Raw genomic sequence first — 19,655 nt, 5'->3', positions numbered from 1 at the left:
GTTACGATTCAATACACAAGGCCGATGGCAGCGCCCGAGGACAGCGTGGCGAGGGTGCCCGAGATCAGCGCCTTGGGTGTCAGCGACAGGATATCGGGACGGCGCGAGGGTTCGATCGCCGACAGGCCACCGATGACGATCCCGAGGCTCGAAATGTTCGCGAAGCCGCACAGCGCATAGATCATGATGAGCGTCGACCGGTCGTCCAGTGTGTCGGCGGGGAGCTCGGCAAGCGTCGAATAGGCGATCACCTCGTTGAGGATCGTCTTGATCCCCATGAGCTGGCCGGCAGCCCCTGCCTCATCCCACGGGATGCCCGCGAGCCACACGAGGGGCGCGAAGACAAAGCCGAGGATCCGCTCGAGGGTCAGTGGTTCGCCGAGGAATTCGATGCCGGAGATGGCGTTGTTCACGAGCGCCGCGAGGGCGATGAACGCGATCAGCATGACGACGATGCCGGCCCAGAGCTTGCCGCCCTCCGTGGCGCCGGTGGTGAAGGCGTCCATGGTCCCTGCGTAGTTGAAGCCCTCGCCATCATCCTCGTCATCGACGCGGGTCGGGGTCTCGCCCTCGGCCGGAGGGACCATCAGCTCGGCATAGAGGAGCGCCGCTGGAACCGAAATGATCGCGGCGACGATGATATGGCCGAGCACCGCTTCGCCCACAGGCGCAAGGATGATCGCATAGAGGGCCATCACCGTGCCAGCCACCGTGGCGAAACCGCAGGTGATGACAGCGTGTAGCTCGGACCGGGTGAGGCGCGCCAGCATCGGACGGATCAGCAGCGGGGCCTCGGTCTGGCCAAGCAAGACGTTCGCGGCGGCGGCGAGGCTGACCGAGCCGCCGGTGCCGAAGAGCCGGGTCAGCGTGAAGGCGAGCCCCCTGACGAGGATCTTGAGGATCCCCCAGTGCCAGAGCACCGCTGCCAGCGCGCCCACGAACACCAGAAGAGGCAGCGCCTGGAAGGCGAAGATGAAGAACAACCCGCCACCGTCCTCAGCTCCGGGGAAAGGCAGGCCGGTGGAGCGGCCAGCATAGCCGAAGACGAAGCTCGTCCCCGACTCGACGGCTGCGCGGAGGGCGCCGACGACCGAATTGAGGCCGGTCAGGCTTTCCCGCGCAGCAGGGATGCGCAGGAAGATCGCGGCGAAACCGACCTGGAAGCCGAACACGGCGATGAAACGCCGGAGCGGAGGCAGGCGAAGATGCCGCTCGGAAAACGCCCATGCAATGGCGCTGAAAACGGCGAAACCGATCAGGCTCTGCCAACGCGGATCAAGGAAAAGCTCAGGCACCATGCCCCCCGGCCGGCGGGCGGCAGCCCACGCGGGCTGCCGCAGTCAGTTCAGTTCTTGTTGAAGGCGCGTTGCCACCAGCCCTGCCTGCGCGGGCCATCGGACCTGGTGTCTTCACGGCTGATCGCGGCGGGGCGCGGAGCCTCTTCGGGCTGGGGCTCAGGCTCAGGCTCGTCCTCGGCTTCGGTCGCTTCGACTTCTGCAGGTTCCGTGGCTTCGGTAGACGGCGCGTCGTCCGCGCTTTCAGTCTGGCCTTCGTCGTTCGCCGGTTCGGCGGTCGCGTCGGCTTCGGCAGCCTTTCCGTCCTCGGCAGGCGCTTCGGCTACAGGCGCTTCGGTCTTGGGCTCCTCGGACGGTTCCGCCCCGTCATCGGCTTTCGCTGCGGCTTGGTCGTCGGAAGACCCGTCTGCCGACTGATCGTCAGCGTCACCATTGTCACCAGCGTTCTCGCCATTCTCATTGGCGGCTTCGGACTTGCGGCGGTTCCGTCGGCCCCCGCGGCGTCCGCGACGGCGGCGGCGCTTGGGCTCGCCATCAGCGTCCTCGTCTGCGCTTTCGACTTCGTCCGAGGTCTTCGCTTCCGCCTCGTCGGTTGCGTCCTCGGAAGACTGACCGTCTTCGTCGTCGGCCTTGGCGTTCTCCTGTCCGTCCTCGGCACGGTCCTCGGCGTCGCCTTTCCGGCGGCGGCGACGGCGACGGCGGCGCTTGGGCTTGTCGTCGCTGTCTTCGTCATCGGAGGAAGAGGCGGTGTCACTGTCCTTCGCGCTCTTGTCTCCCGGCAGCTCCGGCGCCTCGAAGTCGGAGAGCGGTCCGTCATCGCCGATCGTGTCTTTCAGCGACACGGCTTCGGAAGGGCTGCCCGAGGCGGCGACCTCGTACTGGTCACCGAACTTTCCGCTATCGGCGAGGACATTGGCCTTGACGCCATAGACCTTTTCGATCCGGTCGAGCCATGCACGCTTCGTGTTCAGGATGTAGAGCGCGACGTCGGTCGAGGTCTTCACCGTGATGAGACCGTGCTTGCCGGTGGCTGCCTCGCCTTCCGCAGCTCTCAGGATACGGAGTGCGGCCATCTCATGACTGCGCACGTGGCCAGCTCCCTCGCAGACCGGACAGGCCTGGGTGGTGCCGTCCACGATGCCGGAGCGACGGCGCTGGCGGGACATTTCGAGAAGTCCGAAGGAGCTGATCGAGCCGATCTGCGTGCGGGCGCGATCATTCTTCATCGCGTCCTTGAGCTTTTTCTCCACGGCCCGGTTGTTGCGGTTCTCCTCCATGTCGATGAAATCGACCACGATGAGGCCCGCAAGGTCGCGCAGGCGGCACTGGCGCGCCACTTCCACGGCAGCCTCGGAGTTCGTCTTGAGCGCGGTCTGCTCGACGTTCCGCTCTTTCGTCGCCTTGCCCGAGTTGACGTCGATCGAGACGAGCGCCTCGGTCTGCTGGATGACGAGGTAACCGCCGGATTTCAGCTGCACGACCGGCTGGAACATCTCATCGAGCTGCTGCTCGACCTTGTATTTCAGGAAGATCGGGATGTCCGATTTGTACCGCTGCACGTTCTTGGCGTGGGACGGCATGAGCATCTTCATGAAGTCTTTCGCTTCACGGTAGCCCTCGTCGCCCTGGACAATGATCTGCTCGGTGTCCTTGTCATAGAGGTCGCGGATGGCCCGTTTCATCAGGCTCGCTTCCTCATAGATCAACGCAGGCGCGACGCTTTCCAGGGTCTTTTCCCGGATCGTCTCCCAAAGGCGGTTGAGATAGTCGTAGTCGCGCTTGATCTCGGTCTTCGAGCGTTTCGCGCCGGCGGTCCTGATGATGAGGCCCATGTTCGGCGCGATGTCGAGCTCGCTCATCGCCTTCTTCAGGCGCTTGCGGTCGGACTGCGAAGTGATCTTGCGGGAGATACCGCCGCCGCGCGCCGTGTTTGGCATCAGGACGCCGTAACGGCCTGCGAGGCTGAGATAGGTGGTGAGGGCCGCGCCTTTGTTGCCGCGCTCCTCCTTCACGACCTGCACCAGCATGATCTGGCGACGCTTGATGACTTCCTGGATCTTGTAAGCGCGCAGGAGCCGGTTGCGTTCACGCTTGGCCTCTTCATAGCGCGCGCGAAGCTCGTCGATCTCCTTCTGGCGCTCGCGGGCGGCCAGTTCTTCCTCCGACAGTTCCTGCTCGCCGTCCTTTTCACCGTCAGCGCTGGACGTGGAAGAGGCGGTGCCATCCTCGTCAGCCGAAGCGTCTTCGGCATTCACGACGACCTCGTCTTCGGAGCTCCTGAGGGCGTTCTCGATGGCGATGTCGAGGGCGGCGGAAGCATCCGGCGCGTCGCCCTGCTCCTGGTCATCGTCCGTCGTGGAGGCTGCGTCGGAAGGCGCGCCGACCACCTCGAGGAGGCTTTCGTCGGCGCCGTGCCATTCGCCGGTGTCCTGCTCGTCCGTGCCCGGGGCATAGTCGGCAGGTAGTTCCTCGCCATCGCCCGTATCGGCGGCCCCGGCCTCAGTGTCGTCCTGATCAACGTCCTGCGCCTCGTCCAGGTCGGTTTTGGGGCTCAGGTCGTCTTCGTCGGGGTCGATGTCGTCTGCATCGGCGTCCTGGTTCAGCTCGGCCAGTTTCTTGGCCAGCTCGACCTCCAGGGCTTCCGCCTTGCGCAGGACTTCACGGTCTGCGACCGGAATCTGGTAGTAGTCAGGGTGGATTTCGCTGAACGCCAGGAACCCGTGACGGTTTCCGCCATACTCGACGAAAGCGGCCTGAAGGCTGGGCTCGACCCGGGTGACCCGGGCCAGGTAAATATTCCCTCGAAGTGGCTTACGGGAGGCGTACTCGAAGTCGAAGTCCTCGACCTTGCCACCTTGGCAGACGGCAACGCGCGTCTCCTCCGGGTGGTAAGCGTCGATCAGCATGGTTTTGGGCATGAATTACTCCGCGGCTGCGGCGATACGCCGGGCCAGCCGTGATCCTTGATCGGGTGAGGGCGGTAGGCCGGACAGCCTCGCGCAGATCGCCCATGGGGCGGATCGCGGTGTGAGGTCTCGTCAAGGCCATCGCGTGTCTTTCGGATGCACTCACTCCCGAATGTCCGGGGTGGCGCGTGTTAGGTTTGGTGCCGGGAAAGGCACCGGGAAGCTCCGTCGTCGCCGGCGACCTGAGGTCGGGCCTTGCGGGGGCCGAAGCAAGCCCGCCGGGCAGACCGGGCGGCCGCGACGATCTTGCTCGCGCGGGGTGGCTCCGATCTGGACAGAGAACCTTTGCGCCACTTCCCGATGAACATCAAGAAGGGGAGGCGAGGTTCCCATTGTTTCGTCCTCGCAAGGTAGGCTTAACGGCCCATTAAGTCCCTGCATGCCAGCGCACGAGTCGGGGTATAGGAGTGTCCATGCGTCGTCTGCTCGTTCTTCCACCGCTGTTGATCGTCCTCCTCTGCGGCTTCCTGGCCGTGTCGGAAGAGGCTGGATCGAGCGTCGAGGTTTCGGGCATCCGCATGGGCGTCGACGCCAAGGGGCAGACACGCATCGTGCTCGATCTCGACAAGCGCCCGGCCTTCATGGTCGGCCCGGTCGAGGGCGTAGAGCCCGAGCTCGTTCTCCATCTCGACGGCGGCAGCTTCGCGATGACCGCGAACGGCACCGGCGACATGGAAGGCAAGGGCGTCATCGACCGCGTCGAGTGGGCTCCTGACGTTGTCAGGATCAGGCTTGATGGCTTTGCCCTTCCGACCCGGAGCTTCGTCCTGCCGCCATCGGGCAAGATCGAGCACTATCGCCTCGTTATCGACCTCGACGGAGTTTCCTCCACCGAATTCGAAAAGGCGGCCTCGGAATTCCGGGAGCCGCTTCATGCCCTTCCCGATCCCGAACCTGCGCCAATGCCAGCCGTCGCGGAGCCGCAGCGAAACCCGGTGATGGCGGAGGCAAAATCCCTCGGGCCACCCTCCCTCAAACCGCAGCGCCCGAACTCCGTCCCTCTTGTCGAGGATGAGCCGGATATTCTCGTCTATGACATGCCCGAGCTGCCACCCGAGCCGGTGGCGCCGATCCTCAAGCAACGCCCGCTGATCGTCCTCGACCCTGGCCATGGCGGGTATGAGCCTGGCTCCATCGGCCAGAACGGCACGCGCGAGGAAAGCGTCACGCTCAGCTTCGCCAAGGCTCTCGAGATCATTCTCGAACGCCGGGGCTATGACGTTCTTCTGACCCGCGACGACGACAGCTACGTCAAGCACGAGGACCGCATCGGGCTCGCCCGCGAAATGCAGGCCGACCTCTTCATGTCGATCCATGCCGACAGCCATGAGGACAAGACCCTTCGGGGCGGCTCGGTTTACACGCTCTCGGCCCGCCGCTCGGAGAAGCTCGAAGACGAGATCCGGAGCCACGGACAGTTCCAGCTTTTCGATGTCGAGGTTTCGAATGACGACGGTGTCGGCGACATCCTGCTCGACCTCGCCCAGACCGCCACGCGGCATAACTCCGACCGCCTCGCGACCGCGCTGATCGACAACATGCGGCCGACCATGCCGCTGTTGAAGAACCCCAAGCGGCGCGGCGCGCTGCTCGTGCTGCTCTCGCCGGACGTGCCGGCAGTCCTGGTCGAACTCGCCTTCATCTCGAACACGAAGGATGAAGCCAACCTGACCAGCAGCAGCTGGCGGCGCTCAGCTGCAACGGCGATTGCCGATGGCGTCGATGACTATTTCGAACAGTCCGGCGTCGAAGCGCGTCTTGCTGGAGGCTCCGGCGATTCAGGCTGACGACAGTTTAGTGTCCGACGCATTGTCCAGAGCCGCGGCGCGTGCCAGACGGCAGGCCATGGGTTTTTCTCGCTGTCTCGCGCCCTTGGCGCTCGTGCTGGTCCTCGCAGGCTGCTCCACCTTCGGGTCGGGGCGTCAGATTTCTTCGGAGAGTGACGAGGCCTCTGTCTCCGGCGCCTATCTACAGGGCCGTTTCGCCGCGCAGGCTTTCGACATTCCAACCGCTGGTGATGCTTTCGAGGAGGTCGCCCGCCGGACGGAGGGACCGGAAGGCAGCCGCACGGCATTCGGCTACGCCCTCGCGTCAGGTGACATCGACGAGGCAGAGCGCCAGGCCCGGCTCGTGATCGCCCAGCGCCTGGCCGCTGAAGGCGACGAGACGGGCGAGCCGGGCATCCAGGCCGACATGCCGCGCCTGACCCTCGCAGCCGCGGCGATGCGCGACGGCGATTCACAGCGTGCGGCTGATCTTCTTAGCCGCCCCATGCGTTCCAGCCTCGGCCAGTCCCTCTCGGTCCTGTTGCGCAGCGCGGCGATCTACGATGCCGAGGGTATCGAGGCGGCCACGAAAATTCTCGCAGAGCAGGAGCCCGGCTCCTTCCGCGGTCTCGTCCCGCTGCACGCGGCCTTCCTGTTCGAGCTTGAAGGCGATGCCCAGTCGGCCGAAGCGGCCTACAGGCAGGCGATCAGCGCCCCGCGCGGCGAAATCGCAGCCCTCGGCTTTGCCCGCCTCCTCGAACGTGACGGGCGTAGCGAGGAAGCAGCGACGATCTACACACGGATGATCCAGGATTCGGGGCTTTACAGCCGGGCAGGGCGCATGGGCCTCGTCCGCCTCGGTAAGCTCGAGAACGAAGGCAGGAGCTTCGCCCGCACCGCGGACCGCCAGCCACCGCTGGCGCGCAATGCGAAGGCCGTGTTCTCCCACGCGCTCAGCGGTTTCGCATGGCTCGGCTTCGAGCAGGCCGTGAGTGTCCAGGCCAGCAACCAGCAGGCAGAGCAGGTCCGCCGATCGGCGATGGTGATCCCTCTCGGCCTCGCCAACCTCGCGCGTACGGTGGATCCCCAGAACGACACTGCCAACTATCTGGCAGCCCTGATCTTCGGCTATTATCAGACCCCGGAAGAATCGATCAAAGCCTCCAGCGCCATCCGACCGGCAAGCTGGCTCTACACCTATGCCGTCCTCGAAACCGCCACGGCACAGTTCGACAGCGGCGACACCGAGGCGGCCCTGCGAACGCTGAAGAGCGCTCTCGCTACTGACGGAGCGCCGGTCCCCCAATGGGCCTTGCAGGCGCATATCTACCTTGCTTCGGAGGAGCGCTACGAGGAGGCCGACAAATACGGCACCATGGCCATCGAAGCGGCGGAACGCTGGGGCGTGCTGCCATCATCGCTCTGGCGCTACTACTTCGCGCGGGGCGCAGCCCGCCATGAGGGCGGCAACTGGCCCGGTGCCCGCGCTGACCTCGAAAAGGCGCTGGAACTCGCGCCGGACGAGCCAGTGATCCTCAATCACCTCGGCTATACCTATGTCGAGCGGGGCGAGGACCTCGACCGGGCTTTCGGCATGATCGAGCGCGCCCTTGCCATCGACCCACAGAACGGCGCCATCGTGGACAGTCTGGGTTGGGCGCATTTCCAACGGGGCAACTACGCCGAGGCCGTTCGCTATCTCGAAGAGGCGGTCAGTCTTGAGCCGGGCGATGCGGTGATTACGGACCATCTGGGTGATGCCTATTATATGGTCGGGCGCGACCGCGATGCGCGCTACGAATGGCAGCGGGTGCTGACCCTCGACGACGCCGATGACGAGCTCCGGGCAGAGGTCCGGGCCAAGCTCGACAAGGATTTCCGCACCTTTGCGACCCTCGCAGGGCGCGAGGACCGCTCGTGACCCCGGCCATCTTCGCGCCGGTCAAGATCAACCTTGCGCTCCATGTCGGCCCTCTGCGTGCTGACGGCTACCATCCCGTCGATACGCTTTGTGTCTTCCCGATGATCGGGGATGTCATCTCCTACGAGCCCGAAGCGCAGGCAGGGATCGATTTCGGCGGCACCTTCGGTGCCGATCTCTCGAACGAAGATCCGCAGACCAACCTTCTCTGGCGCGCCTTCCGTCTCCTCGATCTCGAACCCCAGGGCCGCTTTTTCCTGCAAAAGGAAACGCCGATCGCCTCTGGTATCGGAGCGGGAACGGCTGACGGTGTCGCTGCGATGCTGCTCCTGAACGAAGTGCTCGGGCTCGGCTTCGATGCGCGGCAGCTTGAGCGCCGCGCGCTCGGCCTCGGGGCTGATGGCCCGGTCTGCATGGCCGGGCAGATCCACGGCGGCGGCATCCTCCGTGCAAGGGGGATCGGGGAGAAGGTCGAGCATCTTGGCCGCTGCGAACCAAAGGCCATCGTCCTTGCCAATCCGGGTGTCCCGGTCTCGACAGGGGCGGTTTTCAGCCGTTTCGATTCGGATGGACCGGAGCCACTGGAGGAAGTCAGGATCACGGGCCGCGATGTCTCGCTGCTCCAGCGCGCCAATGGCAATGACCTCTTCCAGCCTGCCGTTTCCCTCGCGCCGGAGATTGCTGACCTGCTCGACGTGATGACCGGCCAGCCGGGCACGGAGACGGCGGCCATGTCCGGCTCGGGCGCTACCTGCTTTGCCATCCATGCAAGCCGCGCGTCGGCAGTGCGGGCCACCCGCGATCTTCAGGCGCGAGGCTATTGGGCCGAATCGTCGTTCATTCTGCCCGGTTAGGGCGAGGGAGGCTGGGCAGAACGTGCCAGTCAGTGACGCAGTGGTCTGGGGGCTCCTTGCAGCACTCCTCGCGGGGCTTCTCTCCAATGCGCTCAGTCTCGCCGCCATCCGCACGCGGATCGGCCTCGACCACGTCTCCGAGCGTTCGAATCACAGCCAGCCAACGCCGCGCCTTGGCGGCATGGCGGTCATTGGCGGGCTTGCCGGAGCGACGACGATTCTCGCCATGGCCGGGCTTCTCAGTCCTGAAAGCGGGATGCTCCTTGTCCTGACCATGGCGGCAGGCGCGATCGGCATTGCAGACGATTTCCTGACCCTGCGCCCGCAGGTGAAGATCCTGCTCCTGAATATCCTCGCCTTCGCAGGGGCCGTGCTGCTCGGCCCGGTGGCCGAGCTGCCGATCCCTTTGGCAGGCTGGGTCGCCATCCCTCACTGGCTTGGCGTCGTGGTGGCGGGCTTCTGGCTCCTGTCCATCGTCAACGTCGTCAATTTCATGGACGGACTCAACGGTCTCGCGGGCTCCTACGCCGTGCTTGTCCTCGCCGCGGCAGGGACCTTGTGGAGCGAGCCTTCCTGGCCGCTCCTTGCCGCGCAGGTCGCCGTCCTCGGTTTCCTCTTCTGCAACGTTTTCGAAGGACGCATCTTTCTCGGCGATGCAGGCAGTCTGTCGCTCGGCTTCCTTCTCGGCGCGGCGCCCCTTGTGGCAAACGAAGAGAGCAGGGGCTTCTGGCTGATCCCGCTTGTCTGCCTACCGCTCATTGCCGATGTCGCGCTGACCCTGGTCAGGCGCGCAGCCCGCGGCGCCCGGTTGTCCGAGCCGCATCGCGAGCACCTCTACCAACGGATCAAGGCAGCAGGCTGGTCGCACCAGGCCGCGTCGGTCACCCTGCTCTTCACCGGGGTGATGGCACTGCTCGTGGCCACGTCGATGTGGCGAGCTTGTGCCGACAGGCCATCTGTCTACTGGCTTTCGGCGCTCTTCATCGTTCTGTTATGGGCCGCAGCGCTTTACGGCATGCTCTTCATCAAGCTGCGCAGGGGCGCCGGCCTAGAAGGGACGCTCCGCTGAAGCGGCAGCCATCTCCCGAAGAACATCTTTGAGCGGATGATCTGGCAGCGCCGTCAGGGCGTTCACCGCAAGATCGGCAAAGCCCTGCGCGTGCTCCAGCGCAGCTTTCCCGATGCCATCGCGTTCGATCAGGCTCTTCGCCCGGTCGAAATCCGCATCCCCGCGCGAGAAGGCCTCGCGCCAGAACTCCCGTTCCTCGTCCGTCCGCGCAGCGCGATAGGCGAGAATCACCGGCATGGTCATCTTCCGTTCACGGAAGTCGTCACCGATCGTCTTGCCAAGCCCGAGCGCACCATGGCCATAGTCCAGCGCGTCGTCGACCAGCTGGTAGGCGATCCCGAAATTCTCGGCATAGGAACCGAGCGCTTCTTCCGCGTCCGAAGGGCCTGACGAGATAGCCCCAGCGCGCGCAGCGGCTTCGAACAGCATCGCCGTCTTGGCCCGGATGACATCGAGGTGCATCGCCTCGGTCGTTTCGATATTGCCCTGCGTTTCGAGCTGCAGGACTTCGCCTTCGGAGATGGTGCAGCTCGCCCGGCTGAGCAGGTTCAGCACCGGCAGCTGCCCGGTCTTCACCATCAGCTCGAAAGCCCGCGCGAAGAGGAAGTCTCCGACGAGGACCGATTCCTTGTTGCCAAAGACGACATTCGCCGTCTTGAAACCTCGGCGAAGGGCGCTGTCATCGACGACATCGTCGTGCAGCAGGGTGGCCGCATGGATAAGCTCGACGGCAGCAGCGAGGTAACGCGCGTTCGTCATGTCCGCGCCCGCGATCTTCGCCGAAGCGAGCGCGATCAACGGCCGCAGCCTTTTGCCGCCCGCGCCGATCAGGTGCTTCGCCACCTCCGGTATGAGATGCACACGGCTGCCAAGGTGAGCGAGAATGACCTCGTTTGTGGCGTCCAGTTCGTGCCGCAGGGCAGACTTCAGCTGCGCGGCGGCCTCGGTGAACGCCAGGCCCTGAGCGTCATCTCTCGTTTCAGCGGCAAGCGCCATGGAACCTCTCCTTCGAGCCGGTCGTCACTATGTGTGCTCTCAACGACCGTATTGCACGCGGCAAAGCGCGCCTTAGCCGCGGAACCTCCCATGTTGAACCGTTAAAGAGCTTTGCCCTAGGAGCCAGCCCTGATGTCCTCCGTCCTTAACGCGCTTGGCGCCCCGTTCCGCCGCCTTCTCGGCACCGACAAACCGACCGTCACCGTCGTCGAATTGCAAGGCCCTATTGGGATAGAGGCCCGTCCGGGCCGTGGCTTGTCGGCCTATTCGGTCGAGAGCAGTCTGAAGAAGGCGTTCCGGAGAAAAAGTTCCAAGGCTGTGGTCCTGGCTATCAATTCGCCGGGAGGCGCCCCGGCACAGGCGCGGATGATCATGGAGCGCGCACGGGGGCTGGCGCTGGAAAAACAGATCCCCTGCATCAGCTACATCGAAGATGTCGGTGCTTCGGGCGGCTATCTCATCGCGCTGGCGGGCGAGGAAATCCTCGCCGATCCCTTCGCCATCGTCGGCTCGATCGGCGTCGTCTCCGCCGGCTTCGGTTTCCACGACGCAATCGCAAAGATCGGCGTCGAGCGCCGGGTCCATACGGCGGGTGAAAAAAAGCTCCGCCTCGATCCCTTCATGCCGGAGAAGCCTGAAGACGCAGAGAAGCTCGAAACCATCCTCGATGAAACCCACCGCATCTTTATCGATCTCGTCAAAACCCATCGCGGCGATCGCCTGAAAGGCGACGAAAGCGAGATTTTCAGCGGTGATTTCTTCCTCGCGGGGAAGGGCGAGGAACTGGGCCTCGTCGACGGTGTCGGCGATCTGCGCCAGATCCTGAAAAGCCGCTATGGCACCGATGTGAAGATCAAGGTGATCACGGCCCAGCGCGCTGGCCTGCTTGGCAAGCTGGGAGCGCAGATCATGGGCGGTCTCGTCGATGCCGTTGCAGTCAGGCTCAAGAACGATGGACTGAATGCCCGGCTCGGACGATAGCGATCACGCGCGGCGACATGACTTCGCCGCGTTCGGATGCTACCCCTTGGGCATGAATGCGCTCGCCACCCTTCTCGCGACGGCTGCGGTCACCGCAGGTTCGATCAAGGCCATCCGCGCGCTTCGCAAACGGATGCGCAACGCTCCCGAGCGTGCCCGGACGATGCGAAAGGGTACAGCCAGAATGCGGGACAAGGACGTCATTGATCTCGAGCGAAATGCTCATACCGGCGTCTATGGCATCGCTGAGCAGGATTGACGCACCGCCCGTTCCTTCAATGAATTGAGAACTTTGCTGCGGTGGCGAAGGCATTTGACGCTTTCGGCGAAGGGATTCATTCCAACAAGATGGTTCAGAGTTCGCGCCCTTCCTCCTATCTCTCCGTCATCAGCTGCGGGAAGTCTCCTGACTCATGGCCGATCGAGGTCGGCTGGGGCTTTGCTGCCGGAGAGATCAGGACGATGCTGCTGAAACCGGCAGGAAGCTGGTCGCTTGCTGCCTGGAACAAGGGTTGCGAAGCGGATCACAAGATCGGGCTCGAGACCCTGCTTCAGGAGGGCAAGCCAGCGCTCGATGCCTGCCTCATCCTCAATGCAGCGCTTGGCCAGAGTGACGTTTATGCGGGCGCGCCTGAGACGGACAGTCTCTGGCTTTACAAGCTCTACAAGGCCGCTGGTGTCGAGCCGAACTTCCGCCTCCACCCGATGGCCGATGCCAATCTCCAAGGCCTTCACCGTGCGGAAGATGTCGTTGTGCGCTTGCGTGAGGAGGCCGGCGTCGCGCAAACAGCCTGAATGAGCTCGACGCCGCTGTTCACCCAGATCTTCGGAGAGAAGGGTCCCGACGGGACGCTCGTCTTCCTCCATGCCACCGGGCTCAACGGCTCGGCCTACAGGCCGCTGGTCGAGGCTCTCGAATTTGACGGACAGGTCATTGTCCCGACCCTGCGCGGCCATGGCAGGACAACCCTGCCTGCCGATGCGCTCGGCCTCACCACCTGGGATGTCTTTGCCGATGACATCACGCGATTCGTGGGCGCGCGTAGGGACGGCGGACCGCTGGTCCTTGCCGGGCACTCTGCAGGAGCGGTGACGGCCCTGCTCGCCGCCCGGAACATCGCCCCGGACCTCCTCCTGATGATCGAGCCTGTGGTCGTGCCGACAGTGGTGGCGAGGCTTGCCCGTACACCGCTGCGCCATTTCACGACGCGCCAGCTTCCGATCGCCCGGCGGGCCGCTGCACGGCGTACGGACTTTGCCAGCCGCGAAGCCGCCCTGGCGGCCTACCGCGCAAAGCCCTTCTTCGCTTCGTGGCATGAGGATGCCCTCAGAGGCTATGTCGGTGAGGGGTTCCATGACACCAAGGACGGCGTCACCCTCGCCTGCCGGCCCGACTGGGAGAGCGCCATGTTCGGCGCGCAGGGCCATGGCTTCTGGCCGCACCTGAAGCATGTGTGTGATCGCAAGGTCCCGGTCTCGATCCTCGCGGCCGAGAAGGCGACGACCTTTCCGCTGGCTCAGCGCGCGAGGGCCGGAAAACTGGGCGCGCGCCTGACTGAGGAGAAGGGCTCTCACATGCTGCCGTTGGAGGACCCGCAGGGCGTCGCGGCCTGGATGCGAGCAAATTTGTTAACGTCTTCTTTGCCGAGGGTTTGACGCGAGGCCCGGCTTTGCTATCGCCCATGGGCTTCGACAACACACTTGGATGTTCAGGACTAACCAATGAGCCAGACCCCTCCTGCAAGCGCGCCTTCCGTCGAAGGCCAGATGTACCTTTTCCGCAAGCCGGAGCTGGTCACCCGCGAGCATCACGGCCATCTCGGCGTTTCCCGCCCGGAGAAGCCGCTCGACTTCTGCGCCAAGGCCCGTGCCGTGCCGCTGACGATCGGCGAGATCACGACCGCAATGCGTTTCTATCCCGTGATCTTCAGCTCGGTCGAAAACCCGATCCCGCTGGCTGTCCTCGGCCTCGTCGACGATGAGAACCTCTTCATCAATGAAGACGGAGAATGGGAGCAGGGCGCCTACATTCCCGGCTATATCCGCCGCTATCCGTTCGCCCTCGCCGCGGACAAGACCGGCGATCCGGAAAACCCGCGTATGGCGATCATCATCGACCGCGAATACGAAGGCATTGTCGAGGGTGGCGACACACCTTTCTTCGACGGCGACAAACCGTCCGAGCAGATGCAGCAGGCGATGGAATTCTGCCAGAGCTACGAGCGCGACCGCATCCAGACCCAGCGTCTTGCCGATGTGCTCAAGGAGTTCGACATCCTGACGCAGCAGATGGCCCAGTACTCCCCGGACGGTAAGGAGCAGGTGGCCTTCGCCCGCTATGTCGGTGTCGACGAGCAGCGTCTGAAAGACCTTGCCGATGACAAGTTCCTTGACCTGCGCAAGCAGAACATCCTGCCGATCCTGTACGCGCAGTTGATGTCGATGGGGAACTGGCGCAATGTCCTGGACCGGCGCGCCGTTCGTCACCAGCTCACCGCTGAGAACGTGCTGAAACCGCAACTCAGCTAAACCGAAAAGGGGAGCATGGTGCCAGCCATCGGGTTCATCGAAACCTATCTCTGGCTGCTCATCCCGATGCTTCTCCGATACGTGCTTGTGGCTTCCGCCGTGCACGGTCTTTTTTGGGGCGGGCAAAAGCTCGCCCCTTTTGCGTTCCGGCTTGCGAGGAACAAGCCGCAGGCCGAGCATCTCTGGCGCGAAGGCAGGACAGCCTTGGCCGCGTCGCTCATCTACGCCTTGCCCGCTACGGTCCTCATTCATGCGTACAAGGAAGGCGGGACGGCGCTCTATCTCCACGCGCCGCAGACGCTGGCGGGCTGGCTGTGGCTACCTGGCTCCTTGGCAGTGCTTCTGCTCACCCATGATGCCTATTTCTACTGGACGCACCGGGCGATGCATCATCCACGGCTCTACCGCGCGACGCACCAGACCCATCACATCTCGAAGCAGCCGACGGCCTTTGCGAGCTTCGCTTTCCATCCGTGGGAGGCGATCATTGCCGCCTGGTTCGTCCCGGCACTCGCTTTCGTGGTGCCGATTCACTTCGGCGTGTTGTTGGCCTATCTCACGCTTGCCACGATCTGGGCCGTGACCAATCACGCAGGGTGGGAGATCTTTCCCAGAAGCTTCCTCGACGGACCGGTGGGGCGTTGGCTCATCACCGCGCGCCACCACAATCTTCATCACACGAAGTTTCAGAGGAACTATGGCCTCTACTTCCGTTTCTGGGACAAGGCGATGGGGACGGACGATATGTCAGGCGATCCCATGGCCGCTGTCCGTCCCGCATCGCCGGGTTGAGCCTGATCTCAACGCGCCTCCCATCGGGCCGGGCAGGAAGGCTGACCGCGAAGCCGTCCTGCTCGCTACCGGCACGCCTTGACCCGGAAGTCTAGCCGAAAAAGGACGACGGACGCGATGCGTCGTCGTCAGGATCCCAGGCGGGCGCGTCGACGAGCGGTGCCGTGCCGGATTCGGCATAGGAGCGCAGCGAAGCGAGCTTCTTGAAACGAGGCTCCGAACACAGGGGCCGTGCCGGCGGTGAAGCCTGGTCGAAATCCGGCAGCATGTCTGCGATGTCGTTCGTCATGGTCGTTTCCTCCCTTCAGGGCTGAACCGACCATGATGTGAGAAAGTAACATTTCTCTAAAAATCGACTCAAACCGTGCGGGCCATCTTTTCTGCAATCAGAACAGTGGACACGCTTGCGGTCGAACAGTTCCTTCAGTGAAGGCTGCCGAAAGGCGAAGACAACGGGGCTTTGTGGCAAAGCTGCACCAGTGATGCGACGATGTCACATAGGGAGGGGCAATAACTGTTAAGGAATCAGCCCGTCGCATCCTCAGAACTCGGTCGGATCGACGTAAGTCGAGAGGATCACGGCGGTCAGCATGACCCGCTGACGCTCCACATCGGTCAGGCTGTCCAGCATCTGCACTTCGGGTTTCCGCTCGGTCTGGTCGATCACCGCCAGGGTCTCATCGCCTCGGGTGAGGCTGTAGCCGATCGGCCCGGGCACGCCGACCCTTGCCGTGGCGAGGTGGTGGATCGAGTCGATCTTCCAGGTCTTCGCCCCGAAGCGCACGAGGCCGTCTCGACCGAACGCTGCAGCGCCGAGCGGACCACGGCCCTCGTCCTTACGCAGGAGAAGGGTGCCCTCGATGGCATTTCCCGCCTCCGCGAAGGAGCAGTGCAGCCCTACTTCCTTCAGGGGAATGGCGACATCGACGCCTTTCAGCTCGCCGGCGATGACGGCCTCGTCGGCAACGCACCGGGCGGATAGCTCGGGCAGGCCTTCAGCCTCCACCGTGGCGAAGACCGTACTGCGGAAGGTCCGGAGGCCACCGAGCAGCCCAGTGCGGCTGGCGGTCCAGTCCGCCGCGCCACGATAGCCGTCGGCGGTGAAGGTGCCCTTGCGCCAACCATTGATGCCGGAGATCTCAAGCGTCGTGGTCTCCGCACCAGAGAAATCTGTGGGGACTCTGATTTCCGGGTCGTCGATGTGTGTGCAGGCTGTCAGCACAAGGGTAAGTGCAACTGTGGGAAGGAAATTCCGCATTATAGGGCTCTCATGCGAGGGGTGGATAACTGGTCGCCGGTGGTGCCGGTCTGCCGTGAAAATGTCACGGACCGAAGAGGCTTCTGACAGCCTTGCTTTTCCCCAGTTCTTCGCTTATCCGCCGCGTTCCTACGCGTGGGAGGGCGCCACCCTGACCACGCTCACTTCGAAACACAGAGGTGTCCCATGGCAAAGAAGATTGCCGGTTACCTGAAGCTTCAGGTGCCCGCAGGGGCGGCGAACCCGTCGCCGCCGATCGGTCCCGCTCTCGGTCAGCGCGGCCTGAACATCATGGAGTTCTGCAAGGCGTTCAACGCCGCCACGCAGGACAAGGAAAAGGGGATGCCGATCCCCACGATCATCACGATCTACTCGGACAAGTCCTTCACGTTCGAGACCAAGTCCCCGCCTGCGTCCTACTTCCTCAAAAAGGCAGCGAAGCTGCAAAAGGGAAGTCAGACTCCGGGCCGCGAGGTTGCCGGTACGATCACCCAGAAACAGCTTGAAGAGATCGCCGAAGCCAAGATGGCCGATCTCAATGCCAACACCATCGAGCAGGCAGCGAAAATCATCGCCGGTTCGGCTCGGTCGATGGGCCTGAAGGTGGAGGGCTAAGCCGTGGTGAAACTTGCAAAGCGCGTTGCCAAGAATCTCGAAGGTCTCGACCGCGAGAAGCTCCACACCGTCGAAGAAGCCGCCGCCGCCGTGAAAGAACGGGCGACGGCGAAGTTCGACGAAACGATCGAACTTGCCGTGAACCTGGGCGTTGACCCCCGCTACGCCGACCAGATGGTCCGCGGCGTGGCCTCGCTGCCACACGGCACGGGCAAGAACGTCCGCGTCGCTGTCTTCGCCCGTGATGCCAAGGCTGAAGAAGCCAAGGCTGCTGGTGCCGATATCGTCGGCGCCGAGGATCTCATGGAAGAGATCCAGGCCGGCAAGATGGACTTCGATCGCCTGATCGCGACCCCGGACATGATGCCGCTCGTCGGCCGCCTCGGTAAGCAGCTCGGCCCGCGCGGCCTGATGCCGAACCCGAAGGTCGGCACGGTGACCCCGAATGTCGCCAAGGCCGTCGAAGACGCCAAGGGCGGCGCGGTCCAGTTCCGTGTGGAGAAGAACGGCATCGTCCACGCCGGTGTGGGCAAGGCCAGCTTCGACACCCAGAAGATCGCCGAGAACGTCAGGGCCATGATTGATGCGATTCAGAAGGCTCGTCCTTCCGGCGCCAAAGGCACCTACATCAAGAAAATCGCTCTCAGCTCGACCATGGGTCCGGGCGTGAAGATCGACCCGCAGGACGCCCTCGGCACTGCATGAGTTCCAGCTTTTCAGTAAGCTGAAAAAGCCCGCGCTCCGGCGCGGGCTTTTTTGTGCCCGGCGCTCCGGGAAAGACCACGCCAAGGGTCCCGGGCTGGCTCTTCGAGCTGACAGGCAGCAGGTTGAGCCACCCGTGGGTGGTTGTGGTTTTCGTCTGTCCTATCGCTTCGCTGTTTGAGGACCTTTCGTCTGTCCTATCGCTTCGCTGTTTGAGGACCTTTCGTCTGTCCTATCGCTTCGCTGTTTGAGGACAGCGGCGAGCAGGTAACGGAACGGACGCGAAGGTTCGCTTCTCGTATAATCTGTAGGCGGTCCTTTCGCGTCCGCTCCCGGTGTTTTTCTGCAAGGGGCCCACAGAGCACCTTAAGCCCTCGTCCAGCGCCCAAGGGTTGTCATCCGTAGCGTCGAGGAACACCGCCCTGCTGCCAAACCGTGACGAACCCGGATTGTCCTGAACAGCAGTGAGGACGGTCAGGGTATGTTGGCTGGAGCGTGCGGGGGTTTCTGTCCTGACCCTCCCGACGGCCTGGCCGTGGGAAGCGCCTTATGGGCTGTCATCCCAGGGCACTCGGCAGAACGGGCCCGGGACCCATGGGCGGCACCGTTTGGATTCCGAGCTCCTGCTGCGCGAGGCGCCGGAATGACAAGAAAGGGCTAGAAACGCGCGATTGGCGTCAGGAATGGCGAACGGAAGGCACCCCTTCGGGCACATCCGCCATCCGTTCCATGCTGCCTCGGGCGCTGAAGAACAGTCCTAGCGGGTGCGACGGCCGGAACGCTGCTTCTTCTTCGGCTTCTGCTTGCAGGTGGCCGAAGCATCGAACGTGTTCACGCCTTGAAGGTCCGCGAGGAGCGTGATCGGCGGCTTGGCGAGGTGGCCGCTGGTACCCTCGGCGAAGGCGTTCCGGTTCACGCGGCAGCCATTATGCTCGCCGATCTCATTGCCGACGAGGATCGCCGTGCCTGAACGCACTTCGATGCCGTCCTCGGTGTTGCCGTGGATCTTGTTGCGCTCGATCGAGATCGCGTCGCCGGCCGCGGAGACATAGAGCCCGTTATAGGCGTTGTTGGAGATGATGTTGCCAACCAGACGCGCATGACCTTCGGCCGAGTAGACGATACCGCTCATCTGGTTGTTGACGATCGTGTTGTTGGCGAGCGTCGCATCGACACTCCCCGTCATGACGACGCCCGCGCCGATCATCTGAGAGATGACGTTGTTCTGCAGTTCGACATGCTCGAACCCGTTGCCGCTGGCGACGGGGCTGATCTTCACGCCAGTCTCACCGCCTGTAATGACGGAGTTGGCGATCCGCACCCGGCCACCCTTGATCGAGACGAGGGCAGATCGCGCACCGATCGCAGCCGCCTCGTTGAACGGACGAAGGTGGTCCGACTGCGGCTGGTAGCCGTAGCCTGCGTGTTTGCCGCGGATTTCGCTGTCAATCAGCTCGAGGCTTCCCTTCGTCACGGAGATGCAGGTCTGGTCCGAGGCGCGGAAAACGAGGTCGCTGACCCGGGCTTGCACATCGACGCGGGAGACCGAGAGGCAGCCGCCCGAGGCGGTCAGCGTCGGGGCCTTGCCGTAATCATCGCGGATGCCGCGGATGCTGACTGTCTTCCTTAGCTTGATGTTCTCAGGCCGGTAGACGCCGGGGTGGACGATGATCTCGCCGCCTTCCTTGACCACATCGAGGGCGTCGGAAACCGATTTCGGTCCGGGATGCCGCGGATCGACCGAAACATAGACGATGTCCTGTTTTTTCGGCTTCGCCGCTTTCTTCTCTTTCTTGATCTCGGTGTCGAAGCCACCGATCTGCGCCGCCGCTACGGACGGGAAGGCGAAGGCCAGCGCTGCGCCAGCGAGAAGGGCCTTGGTCGTGATGTTCCTACCCATGGTCATCCGTC

At 63.7% G+C, this 19,655-nt stretch carries 18 protein-coding genes; 12 read left to right on the top strand and 6 right to left on the bottom strand.

Going from position 1 to position 19,655, the window contains the following annotated elements; translation table 11 throughout:
- Positions 1 to 8: 8 nt before the first annotated feature.
- Complete coding sequence (locus IE053_RS03800; RefSeq protein WP_189572053.1) at positions 9 to 1,298, bottom strand: NupC/NupG family nucleoside CNT transporter; 1,290 nt, start codon at positions 1,296 to 1,298, stop codon at positions 9 to 11.
- A gap of 47 nt (positions 1,299 to 1,345) precedes the next feature.
- Positions 1,346 to 4,213, bottom strand: coding sequence for a ribonuclease E/G (locus IE053_RS03795; protein ID WP_189572051.1), 2,868 nt, complete (start codon positions 4,211 to 4,213; stop codon positions 1,346 to 1,348).
- 461 nt (positions 4,214 to 4,674) lie between these two features.
- Here IE053_RS03795 and IE053_RS03790 point away from each other — a divergent pair, with 461 nt between their 5' ends.
- The 4 genes from IE053_RS03790 to IE053_RS03775 are packed head-to-tail and all read left to right on the top strand — an operon-like array spanning position 4,675 to position 9,871.
- Entirely contained in the window at positions 4,675 to 6,048 is a 1,374-nt protein-coding gene (locus tag IE053_RS03790) for an N-acetylmuramoyl-L-alanine amidase family protein (protein WP_189572048.1), read from the top strand.
- Positions 6,049 to 6,106: 58 nt separating this feature from the next.
- Positions 6,107 to 7,948, top strand: a complete 1,842-nt coding sequence (locus IE053_RS03785) for a tetratricopeptide repeat protein (RefSeq protein WP_189572045.1) — start codon at positions 6,107 to 6,109, stop codon at positions 7,946 to 7,948.
- Positions 7,945 to 8,802: a 4-(cytidine 5'-diphospho)-2-C-methyl-D-erythritol kinase gene (locus tag IE053_RS03780; protein WP_189572042.1), complete on the top strand. Its 858-nt coding sequence runs from the start codon at positions 7,945 to 7,947 to the stop codon at positions 8,800 to 8,802. The genes IE053_RS03785 and IE053_RS03780 overlap by 4 nt, the downstream gene beginning before the upstream one ends.
- Before the next feature lie 22 nt (positions 8,803 to 8,824).
- Positions 8,825 to 9,871, top strand: a complete 1,047-nt coding sequence (locus IE053_RS03775; RefSeq protein ID WP_189572039.1) for a glycosyltransferase family 4 protein — start codon at positions 8,825 to 8,827, stop codon at positions 9,869 to 9,871.
- Here IE053_RS03775 and IE053_RS03770 read toward each other — a convergent pair.
- Positions 9,851 to 10,867 carry a polyprenyl synthetase family protein gene (locus IE053_RS03770; protein ID WP_189572037.1) on the bottom strand — a complete coding sequence of 339 codons (1,017 nt, stop codon included), beginning with the start codon at positions 10,865 to 10,867 and terminating at the stop codon, positions 9,851 to 9,853. The genes IE053_RS03775 and IE053_RS03770 overlap by 21 nt on opposite strands.
- A gap of 132 nt (positions 10,868 to 10,999) precedes the next feature.
- On the opposite strand from IE053_RS03770, the gene IE053_RS03765 reads away from it, so the two are divergent.
- From IE053_RS03765 to IE053_RS03740, 6 genes are all read left to right on the top strand, one after another.
- Entirely contained in the window at positions 11,000 to 11,848 is an 849-nt protein-coding gene (locus IE053_RS03765) for a S49 family peptidase (RefSeq protein ID WP_189572034.1), read from the top strand.
- Positions 11,829 to 12,107: a hypothetical protein gene (locus IE053_RS03760; protein WP_189572031.1), complete on the top strand. Its 279-nt coding sequence runs from the start codon at positions 11,829 to 11,831 to the stop codon at positions 12,105 to 12,107. The genes IE053_RS03765 and IE053_RS03760 overlap by 20 nt, the downstream gene beginning before the upstream one ends.
- An 89-nt stretch (positions 12,108 to 12,196) precedes the next feature.
- Positions 12,197 to 12,643: a hypothetical protein gene (locus IE053_RS03755; protein ID WP_189572018.1), complete on the top strand. Its 447-nt coding sequence runs from the start codon at positions 12,197 to 12,199 to the stop codon at positions 12,641 to 12,643.
- Entirely contained in the window at positions 12,644 to 13,504 is an 861-nt protein-coding gene (locus IE053_RS03750; RefSeq protein WP_189572015.1) for an alpha/beta fold hydrolase, read from the top strand. It begins immediately after the preceding gene.
- Between the two features lie 66 nt (positions 13,505 to 13,570).
- A complete protein-coding gene (locus IE053_RS03745) occupies positions 13,571 to 14,377 on the top strand; it encodes a SapC family protein (RefSeq protein ID WP_189572012.1) in 807 nt (268 codons plus the stop codon).
- Between the two features lie 15 nt (positions 14,378 to 14,392).
- Entirely contained in the window at positions 14,393 to 15,169 is a 777-nt protein-coding gene (locus tag IE053_RS03740) for a sterol desaturase family protein (protein WP_189572009.1), read from the top strand.
- A gap of 91 nt (positions 15,170 to 15,260) precedes the next feature.
- Here IE053_RS03740 and IE053_RS03735 read toward each other — a convergent pair whose 3' ends face one another.
- Both IE053_RS03735 and IE053_RS03730 read right to left on the bottom strand, forming a co-directional pair.
- Entirely contained in the window at positions 15,261 to 15,458 is a 198-nt protein-coding gene (locus IE053_RS03735) for a hypothetical protein (protein ID WP_189572006.1), read from the bottom strand.
- Positions 15,459 to 15,710: 252 nt separating this feature from the next.
- The gene (locus IE053_RS03730) at positions 15,711 to 16,427 is read right to left on the bottom strand and encodes a hypothetical protein (RefSeq protein WP_189572003.1); all 717 of its coding nucleotides are present in this window, start codon (positions 16,425 to 16,427) and stop codon (positions 15,711 to 15,713) included.
- Between the two features lie 186 nt (positions 16,428 to 16,613).
- Between IE053_RS03730 and rplK the strand changes: the two genes are divergently transcribed.
- Together rplK and rplA are read left to right on the top strand one after the other, a co-directional pair.
- Complete coding sequence (rplK, locus tag IE053_RS03725; protein ID WP_189572000.1) at positions 16,614 to 17,042, top strand: 50S ribosomal protein L11; 429 nt, start codon at positions 16,614 to 16,616, stop codon at positions 17,040 to 17,042.
- Positions 17,043 to 17,045: 3 nt separating this feature from the next.
- Positions 17,046 to 17,747: a 50S ribosomal protein L1 gene (gene rplA, locus IE053_RS03720; protein WP_189571996.1), complete on the top strand. Its 702-nt coding sequence runs from the start codon at positions 17,046 to 17,048 to the stop codon at positions 17,745 to 17,747.
- Positions 17,748 to 18,501: 754 nt separating this feature from the next.
- Here the strand turns inward: rplA and IE053_RS03715 are convergent.
- A complete protein-coding gene (locus tag IE053_RS03715; RefSeq protein ID WP_189571993.1) occupies positions 18,502 to 19,644 on the bottom strand; it encodes a right-handed parallel beta-helix repeat-containing protein in 1,143 nt (380 codons plus the stop codon).
- Between the last annotated feature and the right edge of the window lie 11 nt (positions 19,645 to 19,655).

The organism is Parvularcula lutaonensis, from assembly GCF_014651915.1.
GTDB classification, from domain to species: domain Bacteria; phylum Pseudomonadota; class Alphaproteobacteria; order Caulobacterales; family Parvularculaceae; genus Parvularcula; species Parvularcula lutaonensis.
The sequence above is the reverse complement of the archived record's forward strand: the minus strand, read 5'-3'. Positions and strand labels throughout refer to the sequence as shown.